Source organism: Deinococcus aquaticus, assembly GCF_028622095.1.
Classification (GTDB): Bacteria; Deinococcota; Deinococci; order Deinococcales; family Deinococcaceae; genus Deinococcus; species Deinococcus aquaticus.
Map to the genome: position 1 here is coordinate 1547501 of NZ_CP115165.1, position 14683 is coordinate 1562183.

Consider the following 14683-nt stretch of genomic DNA (forward strand, 5'->3'; position numbering starts at 1 on the left):
TGTGCGCCCTGACCCGCGCCGGAGCCGACGACGACGAACCTCACGCCGGACCCCCGAACGGAGCAGGAACTGGGGCCCCGAAAATCCTGACCGTGCGCGTGGCGGGCGGCGCGCCCGGCGTGAAGTACACCCTGCGGCCCGGCACACCCATCCCGGACGATCACCCGGTGGCCGTGGCGCTCGACACCCGCCTGCCGATCTCTCAGGCCAGTTACGTGCCGTTCCGCTCCGGGCGGCGCATGCCCGCGCAGGTGGACGCCTTCCCGGACCGTCAGCGGGTGCTGGTGAGCTTCCTGCTGCCCGACCGGCCCGGACCGACGTGAACGCGCACACCCTGACCTTCGGCCTGCAGGCTCCGGGGACAGTGCGCACGGCGCGCGGCTGGGAGTGGCGCTGGACCGGCGCGGCCGTGATGGGCATCCTGAACGTCACGCCCGACAGCTTCAGCGACGGGGGCCGCCACGCCGCGCTGGACGCCGCCCTGCACAGCGCGCGCGCCATGCGGGACGCCGGGGTACTGATCCTGGATATCGGCGGCGAGAGCACCCGCCCCGGTGCGGCCCCCGTCCCCGCGCACGAGGAACTCGACCGGGTGCTGCCCCTGATCCGCGCGCTGGCCGGGCAGGGCGTCCTGCTGAGCGTGGACACCATGAAGGCCGAGGTGGCCGCCGCCGCCCTGCGCGCCGGAGCGCACCTGATCAACGACGTGACCGGCCTGCGCGACCCCGAGATGCGCCGCGTGTGCGCCGCCGCCGGAGCGCCCGCCTGCGTGATGCACATGCAGGGCCAGCCGCAGACCATGCAGGCCGCCCCGCACTACGGCGACGTGGTGGACGAGGTGCACGGGTACCTGCGTGAGCAGGCGCGTGAGGCGCTGAACGCCGGGGTGCCCGACGTGCTGCTGGACCCCGGCATCGGCTTCGGGAAGACGCTGGACCACAACCTGAGCCTGCTGCGCGCCCTGCCCGACCTGACCGCAGGCCCGCACCCCGTCCTGATCGGTGCGAGCCGCAAGCGCCTGATCGACTTCATCGCCCACGTCCCGGACGCGGCCGACCGCGACCCCGGTACGCTGGCCCTGCACCTGCACGCCGCCCGCCAGGGAGCCGCCGTGGTCCGCGCCCACGCCGCCGCCGCGCACGTTCAGGCGCTGCGCGTCCAGGCTGCCCTGGACGTCCAGTCCGCGCCGGGCGCCGCACCCGCCCCGGCGCTAGACTCGGGGGCGATGAAGCCCGCCCTGAACACCGTCATGCCCCCCGCCGGGCAGGAACAGCCATGAGCCGCGTCGTCCTGCAGGGACTGGAATTTCACGCGCGACACGGCGTGTACGACACCGAGGCCGTGCTGGGCGCCCGCTTCGTGATCGACGCCGAACTGCACTACCCCTTCGCGCAGCTGAACGACGACCTGAACGAGGCCGTGAACTACGCCGAGGTGTACGCCGCCATTCAGGAGGAAGTCACGGGCACCCGCCACCAGCTGATCGAGGTGCTGACCGGCTTCATCGCCCGCCGCCTGCTGCGCGACCAGCCGACACTGGACGCCGTGACCGTCCGCGTGCACAAACCCTTCGCGCCGCTGCCCGGCGTGTTCCGCGACGTGTTCACCGAACTGACCCTGACCCGCGCGGAACAGTAACCCTTGAGTTCCACTGATGCCGGTACCGACGCCTTCATCGCCCTGGGCGCGAACCTGGGCGACCCGCTGGCCGCGCTGCGCCGGGCGGCCACGCACCTGGGCACGCTGGGACAGGTGGTGGGCGTCTCGGCGCTGTACCGCACCGCACCCGTCGGCGGCCCACCCGGCCAGCCCGACTACCTGAACGCCGCCGCGCAGCTGCGCACCACCCTGAACGCCGGACCCCTGCTGGCCGCGCTGCACGAACTGGAAGCCGCTGCCGGCCGCGAACGCCACGAACGCTGGGAAGCCCGCACCCTGGACCTCGACCTGATCACCCACGGCGACCTGATCATCACCCACGCCTCCCTGACCCTGCCCCACCCGCGCGCCTGGGACCGCTCCTTCGTACTGGCCCCCCTGAACGACCTGAACCCCGACCTGCGCCACCCCATCACCGGCGAGACCGTGCGCACCGCCCTGACCCGCCTGGGCATGGACGGCGTTCAGCGACTCGGTGTCCCCTGGCTGCCCTGACCGCCAGCGGCAGGCCCGGCCAGTTAAAGATCCGGACAGGGGAGAGGCCGGGCGCAGCGCTCCGCCGGCCGGTAACAGCAGACCGTCACGACTCACGCCGTCTGCGCCCCCCCGGGACGCTATGCTGGGAGGCGACATGAGCGAGCACATCAAAACCACCAGCCACGGAGGCGCAGGCCGCGCGCTGCTGTGGGTCGCCCTCCTCCTCACCCTGGCCCTGCTGGGCTTCGTGACGGCCACCGCCGTCCGCAACAACCCCATCTACAGCGACCGGGAAGCCAACGGCATCAGCAAGTACAGGTTCATCGAGAACTGCAAGGAACTCACGCACGACACCGAGGAACTCACGGTCGGTGCCGCCGGCCAGAGCATCCCCCTCAAGACCCTGATCGAGCAGAGCGCCCCTCTGAAAGCCGGCGATACCATTCACGCCGACCTGGACGCCGAACCCGCCGAGATCATCAAGGCCACCCAGACCATCGAAGGCGGCGGCTGGACCCTCACCGCCCCCGCGACCGTCGCCGTGCACAGCGGCGAGCGCACCAACACCCTGGGCCAGCTGCCCCTGCAGTGCGCGCACGACAGGAAAACCGGCAAGACCACCGCGCAGCTCAGCCTGCCCGGCCAGTAACCCCCAGACCACTGCAGGCCGCGCCCCCACCGGGAAGCGCGGCCTGTCTCTGTTGAACCCGTTCACGCCCGGAGGGGCGCTCTGCTCCTACTCGCATCCGATCGGATTGAAAGGCTTTGCAGGCCATTCAATCGGAGTCCGTCTTACATCACCACTTCCAGGCCACTGAGGCACTCCTCGGCAATCGCGCGGGCCAGGGGATCGCGGGTGCTGCGGGCGTAACTGACGCCCAGTTGCAGGTGCCGCTGACTGCCGGACGCGCCCACCAGTTCCAGCGTCTGGTAGAACGCCAGGTGCGTGTGCGCCAGCAGCACGTCCCGCGTGCGTTCGGGCGGCAGGATCGTCAGCAGGTTCAGGGCCTCGCCGTACGAGGACAGGGCGCGGTTCTGGTCCCCCTCGACCGCCCATTCACGGCCCAGTTGCAGGGCGCGGGCAGCAGTCAGGTACGCGCTTCTCATGACAGGGATTCTAGAGCATGACCGTTCGCGGCGGCCCCGACCTGCCCGTCCCCCTTCAGTCGAGGGGAATGACGCGCAGCGTGCCCGTCGCGGCCGGGCCGTCGATGGTCAGCACTTCCAGGTGGCAGGGCAGGTCGTCGCGGCCCAGTTCGCGCGTCAGGTAGGTCAGGGCGGCGCGGTGCATCAGGGCCAGCTTGCGCGGCGTGACGCTCTCGGCGGCGCTGCCATGGCGGGACGCCCCCCGCTGCCGGACCTCCGTGAACACAAGCACGCCCTGAGGGGTGCGGGAGACCAGATCGATCTCGCCGCCCGGAATGCGGTAATTGCGGTGCAGGATCTCGCGGCCCAGGGCGCGCAGGTGCGCCTCGGCGCGATCCTCGGCGTCCGCGCCCTTCACGGCCGGTACCGCGCGCCCGTCACGCCAGCCAGTCGGCCCAGGACGTGAAGTCCGGCGCGGTGCGTTCCGCGCCCGCCTCACGCAGGGCCGCGCCGGGCGCGGTGGTGGTCAGGGCGACCACTCGGCAGCCCGCGCCGGCCGCGCTGCGTACCCCGTTCACGGCGTCCTCGTGCGCCAGGCAGTCGGCGGCGCTGAGGCCCAGCCGCTGCGCGCCCAGCAGGAACGGTTGCGGGTGCGGTTTGCCCTGCGTGACATCCTCGCCCAGCACGCGCGGCCCGAAACGGCTCCCCAGCCCCAGCGCCTGCATGCCGAACTCCACGTTCACGCGGTCGGCACTGGTGACCAGCGCGAACGGAATTCCGCGTGATTCCAGCGCGTCCAGGTAGGCGCTCAGGCCCGCCACCTCACGCAGCGCGCCCGCCGCGAGTTCCCGGTACCGGCCCTCCTTGACCTCGTGGAAACGGGCGGCCAGGGCCTCGTCGGGGTACGTGCCGGTCAGGCGCTCGATGATCTCCGGGTTGCGGCCCCCGTCCACCTTGGTATCCAGATCGTGCCCGGACAGGGTCAGGCCCAGCACGCTGGCCGCCACCTCCTGCCACGCCTGCCGGTGAAAGTGATTGTTGTCGGTCAGGACGCCGTCCATGTCGAACAGCACGCCCGCCGGACGCCACGGCCAGCCGCTCACAGCACGTCTCCAGGCCGTTCCAGGTCGTCCGGGCCGTGCCCGAGTTCGCCCAGCAGGTCCCGGTACAGGCGCGCGGCGCGGCGGCGCACGTCGTCCAGCGTGGCATCCTCGGGAGCGAACTCCAGCGCGGCGTCCAGCGCGCCGGCCAGGACCGCCCCGTAGATCGGCCAGCGTTCCGGCGCTCCTGGCCCCTCACCGTCCGGCGTGGCCGGCACGTCCGGCAGGGAAGGCTCGCTGCCCAGCGCCCGCAGCGCCGACTCGGACGCCGCGCGCTCGGCGTCGCGTTTGCTGCGGCCCTCGCCACCCTCGCCGAGCACCTGCCCGCCCGCCCGCACCGTCACCCGGAACCGGCGGTCGTGCGGGGGGCCGTGCGTCTCGGCCTCGAAGGTGGGCGCGCCCAGCCCCAGCGTCAGCGCCCGCGCGATCAGATCACCCTTGGCATTCATGCCGCCCAGCGTAGCGCGGCGCGGCCCGCAGGGGCTACGCTGACCCATGCCGCGCCTCCTGCCGACACTGCGCCCCCTGTCAACGCTGTGCGCCCTGCTGCTGGGCACTGCCCTCACCGCGCCTCCTGCCGCCAGTCAGGCTGCCCCCGTCGCCATCCCCGCTACTGGGGGCGTCCCGCTGCCCAGGCCCGGTCAGCACTGGACCCTGGAGGCCCGCACGGCCGACGGCGAGACCTTCCGGACGACCCTGCGCCTCAGCGCCGCGTCCCCCGCCGACCCCGGCACCTTCCGCGCCGACCGGGGGACCCTGCTGCTGGACGCGCAGGCCGGAACGCTGATCGCCCTGGACCTTCAGGACGCCCGGGACGGAGGTCTGGGTCTGGCCTGCGCCGTCCGCCTGAACGCCGACCGCAGCGCTCTGGAGGCGTCCGGCGTGCTGGCCAGCGGCACCCTGACCGAACTGCCGGCCCGCCTGGAAGCCGCGCTGGCCGTCCTGAACGTCACCCGCACCCCGCAGCAGCAGGAGGAGGCCGCGCGGGAACTCGGCCTGGGAAGCTGCGCGCTGAGCGTCCAGACCCCCTGATTGACCGGGACCCCTGACGATACCCCCCCAGACTGACCCTGACGTGTGCGCTACCCTGAGCGCCCGGAGCAACCCACGCGAACGGCCTGTTCGCGCCCATCCGCCCCTGCCCTGGCCCCCATCCGGGCCGCGCGGGCGCCGTCATCCTGCCCCTTTTTTCCCTCCGGAGGTCATTTCACCTTGAGCGCATCCACCATCAACGATCCCGCCCGCCGCGTCGTGCTGGGCCTGCAACACTCGGTCGCCATGTTCGGCGCGACCGTCCTCGTGCCCATCCTGGTGGGCCTGTCGCCCAGCGTCGCGCTGTTCGGGGCGGGCGTCGCCACGCTGATCTTCCACCTGCTCACGCGCGGGCAGGTCCCGATCTTCCTGGGCAGTTCCTTCGCGTTCATTGCGCCCACCGCGCTGGTCGTGAAGGAATTCGGCCCCGCCGCCGCCGGGGGAGGCCTGATGGCCGCCGGCCTCATGTACCTGCTGTTCAGCGGCCTCGTGAAACTCCTGGGCACGGACCGGCTTCTACGGGTGTTTCCGCCCGTCGTGACCGGCCCGGTCATCATCGTGATCGGCCTGGGCCTCAGCAGCGTCGCCGTGAACCAGGCGAAAACGAACTGGTGGCTGGCCCTCGCCACCCTCCTGGCCGCCATTGTGGCCAGCATCTACGGGCGCGGCCTGTTCCGCATGCTGCCCATCCTGATCGGTGTGGTCACCGGGTACGCCGTGTCCCTGCTGACCGGGCAGGTCAGCCGTGAGGGCCTGGACGCCATCGCCGCCGCGCCCCTGCTGGGCCTCCCGGACTTCCACGCGCCCGCCCTGGACTGGCGGGCCGTGGCGATCATCGCGCCCATCGCGGTCGTCACGTTCATCGAGCACGTCGGGGACGTCATCGTGAACGGCCGCGTCGTCGGAAAGAACTTCCTGGAGAAACCCGGCCTGAGCCGCACCCTGTTCGCAGACGGACTGGCGAACATGAGCAGCGCCGCGCTCGGCGGGCCCGCCGCCACCACCTATGCCGAGAACACCGGCGTGCTCGCCCTGACCCGCGTGTACGACCCGCGCGTCCTCCAGATCGGGGCTGTGTTCGCCGTGCTGTTCGGCTGCTCCCCGAAACTCGCCGCCGTCCTGAAAAGCCTCCCGCAGGGCGTGCTGGGCGGCGTGAGCATCCTGCTGTTCGGCATGATCGCCAGCGTCGGCATTCGCACGCTGAGTGAGGCGAAGATCGACTTCGCGCACAGCCGCAACCTGATCATCGTGTCCCTGATCCTGGTCCTCGGGCTGGGCGGCGCCGCGTTCCCCATCCAGGTCTCCGGAACCAGCCTGGAACTGCACGGCATGGCCCTCGCCGCGCTGGTCGGCATCCTCGCCAACCTGATCCTGCCCCGCCAGCGCGACGAGATGGACGGCCCCCCGGAACGCACCCTGCACTGAAGTAGCCCCCGTACCCCGGCCCAGCCTGCCAGGTGAAGCAGTGGGCCGGGGCGAACATTGCTAGGCTCGTGGTCATGAGACGACACTTTGCGCTGGCCGCCCTGCTGACCCTCACGCCCCTCGCCGCTGCCGGCAGTGGCAACGCCGCGCCGCGCACCGTGACGCCCTTCGGCACCCCCACGGCCCTGCCCGCCAACGCCCCGGTGCGCCCCGGCCAGACCTGGGTGATGACCGGCACCACCGCCGGCGGCGAACGCATCACCCGCGAACTGAAGCTGAGCACCCAGGCCCCCGAATGGGACGACGGCTGGGACTTCGACGTCGAGAACGGCCCGTTCAGCTGGCAGCCCAGGAACCGCACGATCTTCGCCGCCGACGTCCTGACCGGCCTGAACGATGACGGCAACATTCACATGTGCATGGGCATGATTGAGGGCGCCAGTGCGCGCGGCGTGCTGTTCAGCGGCGATCTGGACGAACTGAAAGAAGTCCTGGCCAAGCTCGATGCAGTCACGGGCGACCCGCGCACCGCCGACGAATTCGTGCAGATCATCCGCAAGGCCGGAGTGCCCGCCGGGACCTGCCCCCTGATCCTGAAGCGCTGAGTCCCCAAGGCACAAGGGCCGCCCACGTTTCCGGGGCGGCCCTTGTGCGTTCTGCTGCGCTCAGCGTCGTCCGCGTGACCGGACTTTCTGCCCCGGCACGGTCGCCTGCTTGAACTCCTTGCCCTGCAACTTGGCCTCGATGGCGCGGATCTGGTCGCGCAGGCTGGCGGCCTTCTCGAAGTCCAGGTCCTCGGACGCCTGCCACATGTCCAGTTCCAGGTCCGTCAGCTGGGCGGTCAGGGCGTCGCGGTCTGTGCCGACGTTCTCGGAGCTGACCTCGGTGGGTTGCTCCTCGCCGCGAATGACGTTGCGCACGCCCTTGATGACGGTGGTGGGCGTGATGCCGTGCTCCTCGTTGTAGGCGGTCTGCTTCTCGCGGCGGCGGCGCGTCTCGTCCATCGCGAACTGCATGGCGGGCGTGATGGAGTCGCCGTACAGGATGACCTCACCGTTCACGTTGCGGGCCGCGCGGCCGATCGTCTGGATCAGGGCGCGCTCGCTGCGCAGGAAGCCGGGTTTGTCGGCGTCGAGGATGGCGACCAGCGAGACTTCCGGCAGGTCCAGGCCCTCGCGCAGCAGGTTGATGCCGACCAGCACGTCGTAATGCCCGAGTCGCAGGTCGCGGATGATCACCTGACGCTCCACGCTGTCGATGTCGCTGTGCATGTAGCGCGCCTTGACGCCCTTTTCGAGAAGGTACTCGGTCAGGTCCTCGGACATGCGTTTGGTCAGAGTGGTCACCAGGGTGCGCTCGCCGATCTTCGCGCGCTCGCGCACGCGGCCCAGCAGGTCCTCGATCTGCCCGTTGATGGGCCGCACCGTCACGGGCGGGTCCACCAGCCCTGTCGGGCGGATGATCTGATCGGCAATCGAGTCGCTGTGCTCGCGCTCGTACGGGCCCGGCGTGGCCGACACGAATACCACCTGCCCGGTCTTGCTCATGAACTCGTCGAAGTTCAGCGGGCGGTTATCCATCGCCGACGGCAGCCGGAAGCCGTAATCCACCAGCGTCTGTTTACGCGCCCGGTCGCCGTTCGCCATCCCGCCGATCTGCGGGACCGTCACGTGCGACTCGTCGATGAACGTCACGAAATCATCGTTGAAGTAATCCAGCATCGTGTACGGCGTGTGCCCCGCCGCGCGCCCATCAATGTGCCGCGAGTAGTTCTCGATGCCCGAGCAGTACCCCAGGACCTTGAGCATCTCCAGGTCGTACAGCGTGCGTTCCTTCAGGCGCTGCGCCTCCAGCAGCTTCCCGGTCGACCGGAAGTACTCCAGCCGCTCGTCCAGCTCCTGCTGAATGGTCACGATGGCCCGCTCGATGTTCCCCGCGCTTGAGACGTAATGCTTCGCCGGGTACACCACCGTCGCGTCCAGCTCCGCCAGCCGGTCCCCCGTCAGCGGATGCACCACCGTGATGCGCTCCACGTCGTCGCCCCACAACTCGATCCGCAGGGGCTGCTCGTCGTACGCGGGCCACACCTCGATCATCTCGCCCTTCGCGCGGAACCGGCCCGGCATCATCTCGATGTCGTTGCGTTCGTACTGCATGTTCACCAGCCGCCCCAGAATCTCGTCCCGGCTCACCTGCCCGCCCTTCTTCAGGATCAGGTTCAGCGCCGTGTACTCCTTCGGGTCGCCCAGGCCGTAGATGCAGCTGACCGACGCCACCACGATCGTGTCCCGCCGCGTCAGCAGACTGCGCGTGGTGCTGTGCCGCAACCGTTCGATCTCCTGGTTCACCGAGGCGTCCTTCTCGATGAACAGGTCCTTGCCCGGCACGTACGCCTCCGGCTGGTAGTAGTCGTAGTAGCTGATGAAGAACTCGACCGCCGCGTCCGGGAAGAACTCCCGGAACTCGCTGGCCAGCTGAGCGGTCAGGATCTTGTTCGGCGCCATGATCAGCGCCGGACGCTGGGTTTTCTCGATCACCTGCGCCACGGAGTAGGTCTTCCCAGTGCCGGTCGCCCCGAGCAGCGTCTGGAACCGGAGGCCGCTGTCCAGTCCGTCGACCAGGGAGCGGATGGCGGTGGGCTGGTCACCGGCGGGCGTGTAACTGGACTGGACTTTGAGCATGGGACCTCCGGGGTGGGTGGGGGAGAGGGCAGGGGCAGTGCCTGAACGAATCTGCTTATTTTACGCCCTGTACGTAAACGGATGGTAAGCGAGATGGCTGAAGGAAACCTTGACCGGCGACCCCCTACACTGCCTCCTATGCGTTCCCGTCCTGCCGCCCTGATCTTCATCCTGCTGACGGCCCTGATCGACATCATCGGGATCGGGTTGATCATTCCGGTGTTGCCGGGATTGGTGAAGGAGCTGGCGGGGTCGGAGGTGGCGGGCGCCCGCACCATTGGGCTGCTGACGGCGGCGTACGCGGTGATGCAGTTCGTGTTCGCGCCGATTCTGGGGGTGCTGAGTGACCGGTTCGGGCGGCGGCCGGTGCTGCTGTTCGCGCTGAGCGGCATGGCGCTGGATTACCTGCTGCTGGCGTTCGCGCCGACCCTGGCGTGGCTGTTCGTGGGCCGCATCCTGGCGGGCATCACCGGGGCGAGCCTGACGGTCGCGAACGCATACATCGCGGACGTGTCGCCCCCAGAGGACCGCGCGAAGAACTTCGGGTTGCTGGGCGCGACGTTCGGGGTGGGGTTCATCCTGGGGCCGGCGCTGGGCGGTCTGCTGGGCGAGTACGGGCTGCGGGTGCCGTTCATGGTCGCGGCCGCCTTGACGGGCCTGAACGTGCTGTACGGTCTGTTCGTGCTGCCCGAATCCCTGCCGGTTAGCGCGCGCGGCAAGGCCATGCGGCGCGCGGACCTGAACCCGTTGCTGCCGCTGCGGGCGCTGGGCGAGTACCCGATCCTGCGCTCGCTGGCGCTGACGTTCGTGCTGCTGGGCCTCGCGGGACAGGTGATCTTCAGCACGTGGGTGCTGTACACCGAACGCGTCCTCACCTGGACGCCAGGGCAGAACGGGGTGGCGCTGGCCTTCTTCGGACTGCTCACGGCGGCCGTGCAGGGCGGGTTGATCGGGCCGTTCATCGCGCGCTTCGGGGACCGCCGGACCATCATGACCGGACTGGTCGCCAGCATCCTGGAATTCCTGGTGCTCAGCGTGGCCCGCAGCGGCGCGCTGCTGTACGCCTCGCTGGTCGTGGGCGCACTGGGCGGCCTCGCCAACCCGGCCATTCAGGGCCTGATCTCCCGACAGGTAGGCGAGTCCGAGCAGGGCCGCGTGCAGGGCGCCATCACCAGCCTGAACTCACTGGTGGCGGTGGTGGGGCCCGTGCTGGCGACCGCCGTGTACGCCTACGGCCTCACGCACGGCTTCCCCGGCGCGGCGTTCCTGATGGGCGCGCTGCTGTCCGTGGCAGGCACCGTCCTGATCCTGGGCGTGCTGCGCGGGATGCCCGACACCGGGCGGCCAACGCAGGGGTGATGGTTGATGGGTGATGGTGAACGGCAAGCTCACACCTGACTGCTCACTCCCTACTTCCTGCTGCTCTCTTTCCCACTGCCCTCTTTTGCCGGCCCTGCGCGCAGCACCTCGTCGGCTACCGTCAGGAAGGCGCGCACGACTGGGCTGGCGCCGTCGCCGCGCCGCCACACGGCGACGATCTCGACGGTGGGGGCGTCCTCGACGGGGCGGTACACCACGCCGGGCAGGCTCAGGCGGCTGAAGAACTCGATGGGCAGGAACACGCCCACGCCCGCCGCGACGAGGGACAGCAGCGTGGGAATCTCGATGGCTTCCTGCACCACGTGCGGCGTGAAGCCGGAGGCGGCGCACCAGCGCATGACCTGATCGAAGTACGTGGCGCGCAGTTGCCGGGGGAAGAACACGAAGTTCTCGCCGCTCAGGTCACTGATCTTCAGGCGGCGTTTGCGGGCCAGGGGGTGCTCGGCGGGCAGGGCCGCGACCAGGGGTTGGCGCCAGAGGGGGCGCGAGTCCAGGGTGGGGTCGCGGACCGGGAGCAGCATCAGGCCGATGTCGATCTGCCCGCCGCGCAGCCCGGCTTCCTGTTCCTGGGCGGTCAGTTCGCGCAGGTCCACGCTGACGTTCGGGTACAGTTCGCGGAAGCGGCGCACGATTTCCGGCAGGCCCCCGAAGGCCAGCCCGCTGACGAAGCCCACGGTCAGGCGGCCCACCTCGCCCCGCGCAGCCCGGCGGGCGCGTTCCACGGTCTGCGCGGCCACGAGCAGCGTCTCGCGCGCGCCGATCAGGAATTCCTGCCCGGCGGGCGTGAGTTGCACGCGGCGGGTGGTGCGCAGCACGAGCGGCACGCCGACTTCCTCTTCCAGGTTGCGGATGGAGTTGCTCAGGGCCTGCTGGACCACGAACACGCGTTCGGCGGCCCGCCCGAAGTGTTCTTCCTCGGCGAGGGCGACGAAGTGCCGCAGGTGACGCAGTTCGATCATGGGCTGCGTGTGGTCATGAGGAGAGTCGTGTGGGGCGCTGGGGCATTGCCCTCCAGCGTAACTCCCGGAACCCACCAGTACCAGTGGTGAATCCTGTGAGAATCCCCTGTTGGAAGTGTGGAACGGCGGGGCCTAGACTGCTGGCATGACCTCATCTCCTCCGAACAGACCGCCCCGCACCGGCATGAGCGCGCAGGAGCGCGAGAAGCTGAACTCCGTGGAGACGCAGGAATGGCTCGACTCACTGGCGTACGTGTTCGCGAACGCCGGCGACAACCGCGCGGCGGAACTGCTCGAGGAACTCGACCACTACGCGTACTTCCACGGCGCGCCCATCACGTTCAAGCAGAACACCCCGTACATCAACACCATCGACGCCGACGCGCAGCCCGAGTACCCGGGCGACCCCGAGATCGAACGCAAGATCCGCAACATCATCCGCTGGAACGCCGTGGTCATGGTCATCAAGGCCAACAAGAAGAGTGACGGCATCGGCGGGCACCTCTCGACGTACGCCAGCGCGGCCGAGCTGCTGGAAGTGGGCTTCAACCACTTCTTCCGTGGGCACGGCGCCGGGCAGGACCGCGACCTGATCTTCTACCAGGGGCACGCCAGCCCCGGCGTGTACGCCCGCAGCTTCCTGGAGGGCCGCTTCGACGAGGCCCGCATGAACCGCTTCCGCCGCGAACTGCAACCCGAGGGCGAGGGCCTGAGCAGCTACCCGCACCCGTGGCTGATGCCCGACTACTGGGAATTCCCGACCGTCAGCATGGGCCTGGGCCCCATGCAGGCCATCTACCAGGCGCGTTTCATCAAGTACCTGGAGAACCGCGAACTGAAACCCAGGGGCGACGCGAAGGTCTGGGCGTTCCTGGGCGACGGTGAGATGGACGAGCCGCAGAGCATCGGCGCGATCCGATTTGCCGCGTACGAGAACCTCGACAACCTGATCTTCGTGCTGAACGCCAACCTCCAGCGCCTCGACGGCCCGGTGCGCGCGAACTCCAAGGTCATCCAGGAGTTCGAGGCGCTGTTCCGTGGCGCGGGCTGGAACGTCATCAAGGTCATCTGGGACAGCAAGTGGGACGAACTGCTCCAGAAGGACTACAACGGCACCATCGTCAAACGCTTCGAACTGCTCGTGGACGGCGAGTCGCAGCGCTACGCGGCCTTCGGCGGCAAGGAACTGCGCGAGAAGTTCTTCAATACCCCGGAACTCAAGGCCCTGATCGACGGCTGGAGCGACGCCGACCTGGAACTCCTGAACCGCGGCGGGCACGACATTCACAAGATCTACGCCGCGTACGCCTCCGCCGTGAAGCACAAGGGCAGCCCGACCATCATCATCCCGCGCACCATCAAGGGCTACGGCCTTGGCGAGAGCGCCCAGGCCCGCAACGTCGCCCACCAGGTGAAGAAGCTGGACTTCAGCACCCTGAAAGACCTGCGCGACCTGCTGGAACTGCCCCTGAACAACGATCAGGTCGAGCACATGGAGTACTACCACCCCGGCCCGGACAGCCCCGAGGTGAAGTACGCCCTGGAACGCCGCGCGGCGCTGGGCGGCAGCATTCCCGCCCGCCGGGTCGAGTACCCGCACCCCACCATCCCCAACGGCGAGTTCTACGAGGAGTTCGCCAAGGGCAGCGGCGAGCGGCAGGTCAGCACCACCATGGCCGCCGTGCAGATCATCAGCAAACTGCTGCGCGACAAGGAAATCGGCAAGTACATTGTGCCGATCGTGCCCGACGAGGCCCGCACCTTCGGCATGGACGCCCTGGTGCCCCGCATCGGCATCTACAGCCCGCGCGGCCAGACGTACACGCCCGTCGACTCTGGCAGCCTCATGGCCTACAAGGAAAGCGTGAACGGCCAGATGCTGGAAGAGGGCATCACCGAGGACGGCGCGATGGCCTCCTGGATCGCCGCCGGAACCTCGTACGCCAACCACGGCGTGCCCACCATCCCCTTCTTCGTGCTGTACAGCATGTTCGGCATGCAGCGCGTCGGTGACCTCGTGTGGGCCGCCGCAGACCAGCGCGCGCGTGGTTTCATCCTCGGTGCCACCGCCGGGCGCACCACCCTGGCCGGCGAGGGCCTCCAGCACCAGGACGGCAACAGCCACCTGCAGGCGTACGTCGTCCCGAACCTGAAGACCTACGACCCGGCCTTCGCGTACGAACTGGCCGTGATCGTCGAGAGCGGTATTCAGCGCATGTACGTGGACGGCATCGACGAGTTCTACTACGTCACCGTGGACAACGAGAACGAGGTGCAGCCCGCCATGCCCAGCGACGGCCGCAGCCACGAGGAAATCCGCGAGGGCATCGTGCGCGGCATGTACCGCTACCAGAAGAGCGCCAGCAAGGGCAAACTCAGGGCGCAGATCCTCGCCAGTGGTCCCGCCATGGGAGCCGCGATGGAGGCCGTGAAGGCGCTGGAAGCCTACGGTGTCGCCGCCGACCTGTGGAGCGTGACCAGCTACAAGGAACTCCACCAGGACGCCCTGCTCGCCCAGCGTCACAACATGCTGCACCCCACCCAGGAACCCCGCGTGCCGTACGTGGCGCAGCAGCTGAGCAAGGAGAACGCCCCCGGCGTCCTGATCTCGGTGAGCGACTACATGAAACTCGGCGCGGACGGCCTGAACGGCCACCTCGACCGGAAACTCTGGACGCTCGGCACCGACGGCTTCGGCCGCAGCGAGGCCCGCGAGGAACTCCGCGACTTCTTCGAGGTCGACACCAAGCACGTCGTCCTCGCCACCCTGTACGCCCTCCAGCGCGACGGCAAGATCAAGGGCGACGTGGTCGCCAAGGCCATTGCCGACCTGGGCATCGACCCGGAACGCGACGCCCCCGTCCTGCGTTAAAGGTTGAAAGTT

Annotated in this window: 16 protein-coding genes (1 of these 16 only partly in view); 10 read left to right on the forward strand and 6 right to left on the reverse strand. The window is 69.3% G+C overall.

Features of this window, described 5'->3' with window-relative positions; all coding sequences use genetic code 11:
• The 5 genes from M8445_RS07535 to M8445_RS07555 form a co-directional block, all read left to right on the forward strand.
• On the forward strand, positions 1-323 hold the end of the coding sequence (locus tag M8445_RS07535; RefSeq protein WP_273990860.1) for an ImmA/IrrE family metallo-endopeptidase. 469 nt of this gene lie to the left of the window's left edge; 323 of the gene's 792 nt are visible here — the last part of the coding sequence; its start codon lies off the left edge, out of view; the stop codon is at positions 321-323.
• Positions 320-1279: a dihydropteroate synthase gene (folP, locus tag M8445_RS07540; RefSeq protein WP_380090730.1), complete on the forward strand. Its 960-nt coding sequence runs from the start codon at positions 320-322 to the stop codon at positions 1277-1279. The genes M8445_RS07535 and folP overlap by 4 nt, the downstream gene beginning before the upstream one ends.
• The gene (folB, locus tag M8445_RS07545; RefSeq protein ID WP_273990780.1) at positions 1276-1638 is read left to right on the forward strand and encodes a dihydroneopterin aldolase; all 363 of its coding nucleotides are present in this window, start codon (positions 1276-1278) and stop codon (positions 1636-1638) included. The genes folP and folB overlap by 4 nt, the downstream gene beginning before the upstream one ends.
• Before the next feature lie 3 nt (positions 1639-1641).
• Entirely contained in the window at positions 1642-2154 is a 513-nt protein-coding gene (gene folK / locus M8445_RS07550) for a 2-amino-4-hydroxy-6-hydroxymethyldihydropteridine diphosphokinase (protein WP_273990781.1), read from the forward strand.
• A gap of 136 nt (positions 2155-2290) precedes the next feature.
• Positions 2291-2785: a hypothetical protein gene (locus M8445_RS07555; RefSeq protein WP_273990783.1), complete on the forward strand. Its 495-nt coding sequence runs from the start codon at positions 2291-2293 to the stop codon at positions 2783-2785.
• Between the two features lie 143 nt (positions 2786-2928).
• Here the strand turns inward: M8445_RS07555 and M8445_RS07560 are convergent, their stop codons facing one another.
• From M8445_RS07560 to M8445_RS07575, 4 genes are read right to left on the reverse strand one after another with little or no spacing between them, the layout of a single operon-like run.
• Positions 2929-3243 carry a hypothetical protein gene (locus tag M8445_RS07560; protein ID WP_273990785.1) on the reverse strand — a complete coding sequence of 105 codons (315 nt, stop codon included), beginning with the start codon at positions 3241-3243 and terminating at the stop codon, positions 2929-2931.
• A 55-nt stretch (positions 3244-3298) separates the two neighbouring features.
• Positions 3299-3640, reverse strand: coding sequence for a YraN family protein (locus tag M8445_RS07565; protein ID WP_273990786.1), 342 nt, complete (start codon positions 3638-3640; stop codon positions 3299-3301).
• Positions 3641-3659: 19 nt separating this feature from the next.
• Positions 3660-4325: an HAD family hydrolase gene (locus M8445_RS07570; RefSeq protein ID WP_337961614.1), complete on the reverse strand. Its 666-nt coding sequence runs from the start codon at positions 4323-4325 to the stop codon at positions 3660-3662.
• Positions 4322-4771, reverse strand: coding sequence for a putative dsRNA-binding protein (locus M8445_RS07575; protein ID WP_273990787.1), 450 nt, complete (start codon positions 4769-4771; stop codon positions 4322-4324). The genes M8445_RS07570 and M8445_RS07575 overlap by 4 nt, the downstream gene beginning before the upstream one ends.
• A gap of 46 nt (positions 4772-4817) precedes the next feature.
• Here M8445_RS07575 and M8445_RS07580 point away from each other — a divergent pair, with 46 nt between their 5' ends.
• The 3 genes from M8445_RS07580 to M8445_RS07590 all read left to right on the forward strand — a co-directional run bounded on the left by M8445_RS07580 (position 4818) and on the right by M8445_RS07590 (position 7384).
• Positions 4818-5354 (forward strand): hypothetical protein, encoded by a 537-nt coding sequence (locus M8445_RS07580; protein ID WP_273990788.1) that lies wholly within the window; start codon positions 4818-4820, stop codon positions 5352-5354.
• A gap of 180 nt (positions 5355-5534) precedes the next feature.
• Positions 5535-6779, forward strand: a complete 1245-nt coding sequence (locus M8445_RS07585; protein WP_273990789.1) for a uracil-xanthine permease family protein — start codon at positions 5535-5537, stop codon at positions 6777-6779.
• Positions 6780-6853: 74 nt separating this feature from the next.
• Positions 6854-7384, forward strand: coding sequence for a hypothetical protein (locus M8445_RS07590; RefSeq protein ID WP_273990790.1), 531 nt, complete (start codon positions 6854-6856; stop codon positions 7382-7384).
• A gap of 60 nt (positions 7385-7444) precedes the next feature.
• On the opposite strand, the gene uvrB is transcribed toward M8445_RS07590, so the two are convergent.
• On the reverse strand, positions 7445-9460 hold the full coding sequence (uvrB, locus tag M8445_RS07595) for an excinuclease ABC subunit UvrB (protein ID WP_273990791.1): 2016 nt from the start codon (positions 9458-9460) through the stop codon (positions 7445-7447).
• Positions 9461-9598: 138 nt separating this feature from the next.
• Between uvrB and M8445_RS07600 the strand changes: the two genes are divergently transcribed.
• A complete protein-coding gene (locus tag M8445_RS07600) occupies positions 9599-10819 on the forward strand; it encodes a TCR/Tet family MFS transporter (RefSeq protein ID WP_273990792.1) in 1221 nt (406 codons plus the stop codon).
• A gap of 50 nt (positions 10820-10869) precedes the next feature.
• On the opposite strand, the gene M8445_RS07605 is transcribed toward M8445_RS07600, so the two are convergent.
• Entirely contained in the window at positions 10870-11796 is a 927-nt protein-coding gene (locus M8445_RS07605; RefSeq protein ID WP_273990863.1) for a LysR family transcriptional regulator, read from the reverse strand.
• 148 nt (positions 11797-11944) lie between these two features.
• Here M8445_RS07605 and aceE point away from each other — a divergent pair, with 148 nt between their 5' ends.
• Complete coding sequence (aceE, locus tag M8445_RS07610) at positions 11945-14671, forward strand: pyruvate dehydrogenase (acetyl-transferring), homodimeric type (protein ID WP_273990793.1); 2727 nt, start codon at positions 11945-11947, stop codon at positions 14669-14671.
• The last annotated feature ends 12 nt before the right edge of the window (positions 14672-14683 follow it).

Bases quoted from the DNA above. Each gene is read 5' to 3' on its own strand.
- folB (WP_273990780.1), top strand. From the start codon at position 1,276: ATGAGCCGCGTCGTCCTGCAGGGACTGGAATTTCACGCGCGACACGGC.
- M8445_RS07555 (WP_273990783.1), top strand. From the start codon at position 2,291: ATGAGCGAGCACATCAAAACCACCAGCCACGGAGGCGCAGGCCGCGCG.
- M8445_RS07560 (WP_273990785.1), bottom strand. From the start codon at position 3,243: ATGAGAAGCGCGTACCTGACTGCTGCCCGCGCCCTGCAACTGGGCCGT.
- M8445_RS07575 (WP_273990787.1), bottom strand. From the start codon at position 4,771: ATGAATGCCAAGGGTGATCTGATCGCGCGGGCGCTGACGCTGGGGCTG.
- M8445_RS07580 (WP_273990788.1), top strand. From the start codon at position 4,818: ATGCCGCGCCTCCTGCCGACACTGCGCCCCCTGTCAACGCTGTGCGCC.
- M8445_RS07590 (WP_273990790.1), top strand. From the start codon at position 6,854: ATGAGACGACACTTTGCGCTGGCCGCCCTGCTGACCCTCACGCCCCTC.
- uvrB (WP_273990791.1), bottom strand. From the start codon at position 9,460: ATGCTCAAAGTCCAGTCCAGTTACACGCCCGCCGGTGACCAGCCCACC.
- M8445_RS07600 (WP_273990792.1), top strand. From the start codon at position 9,599: ATGCGTTCCCGTCCTGCCGCCCTGATCTTCATCCTGCTGACGGCCCTG.
- aceE (WP_273990793.1), top strand. From the start codon at position 11,945: ATGACCTCATCTCCTCCGAACAGACCGCCCCGCACCGGCATGAGCGCG.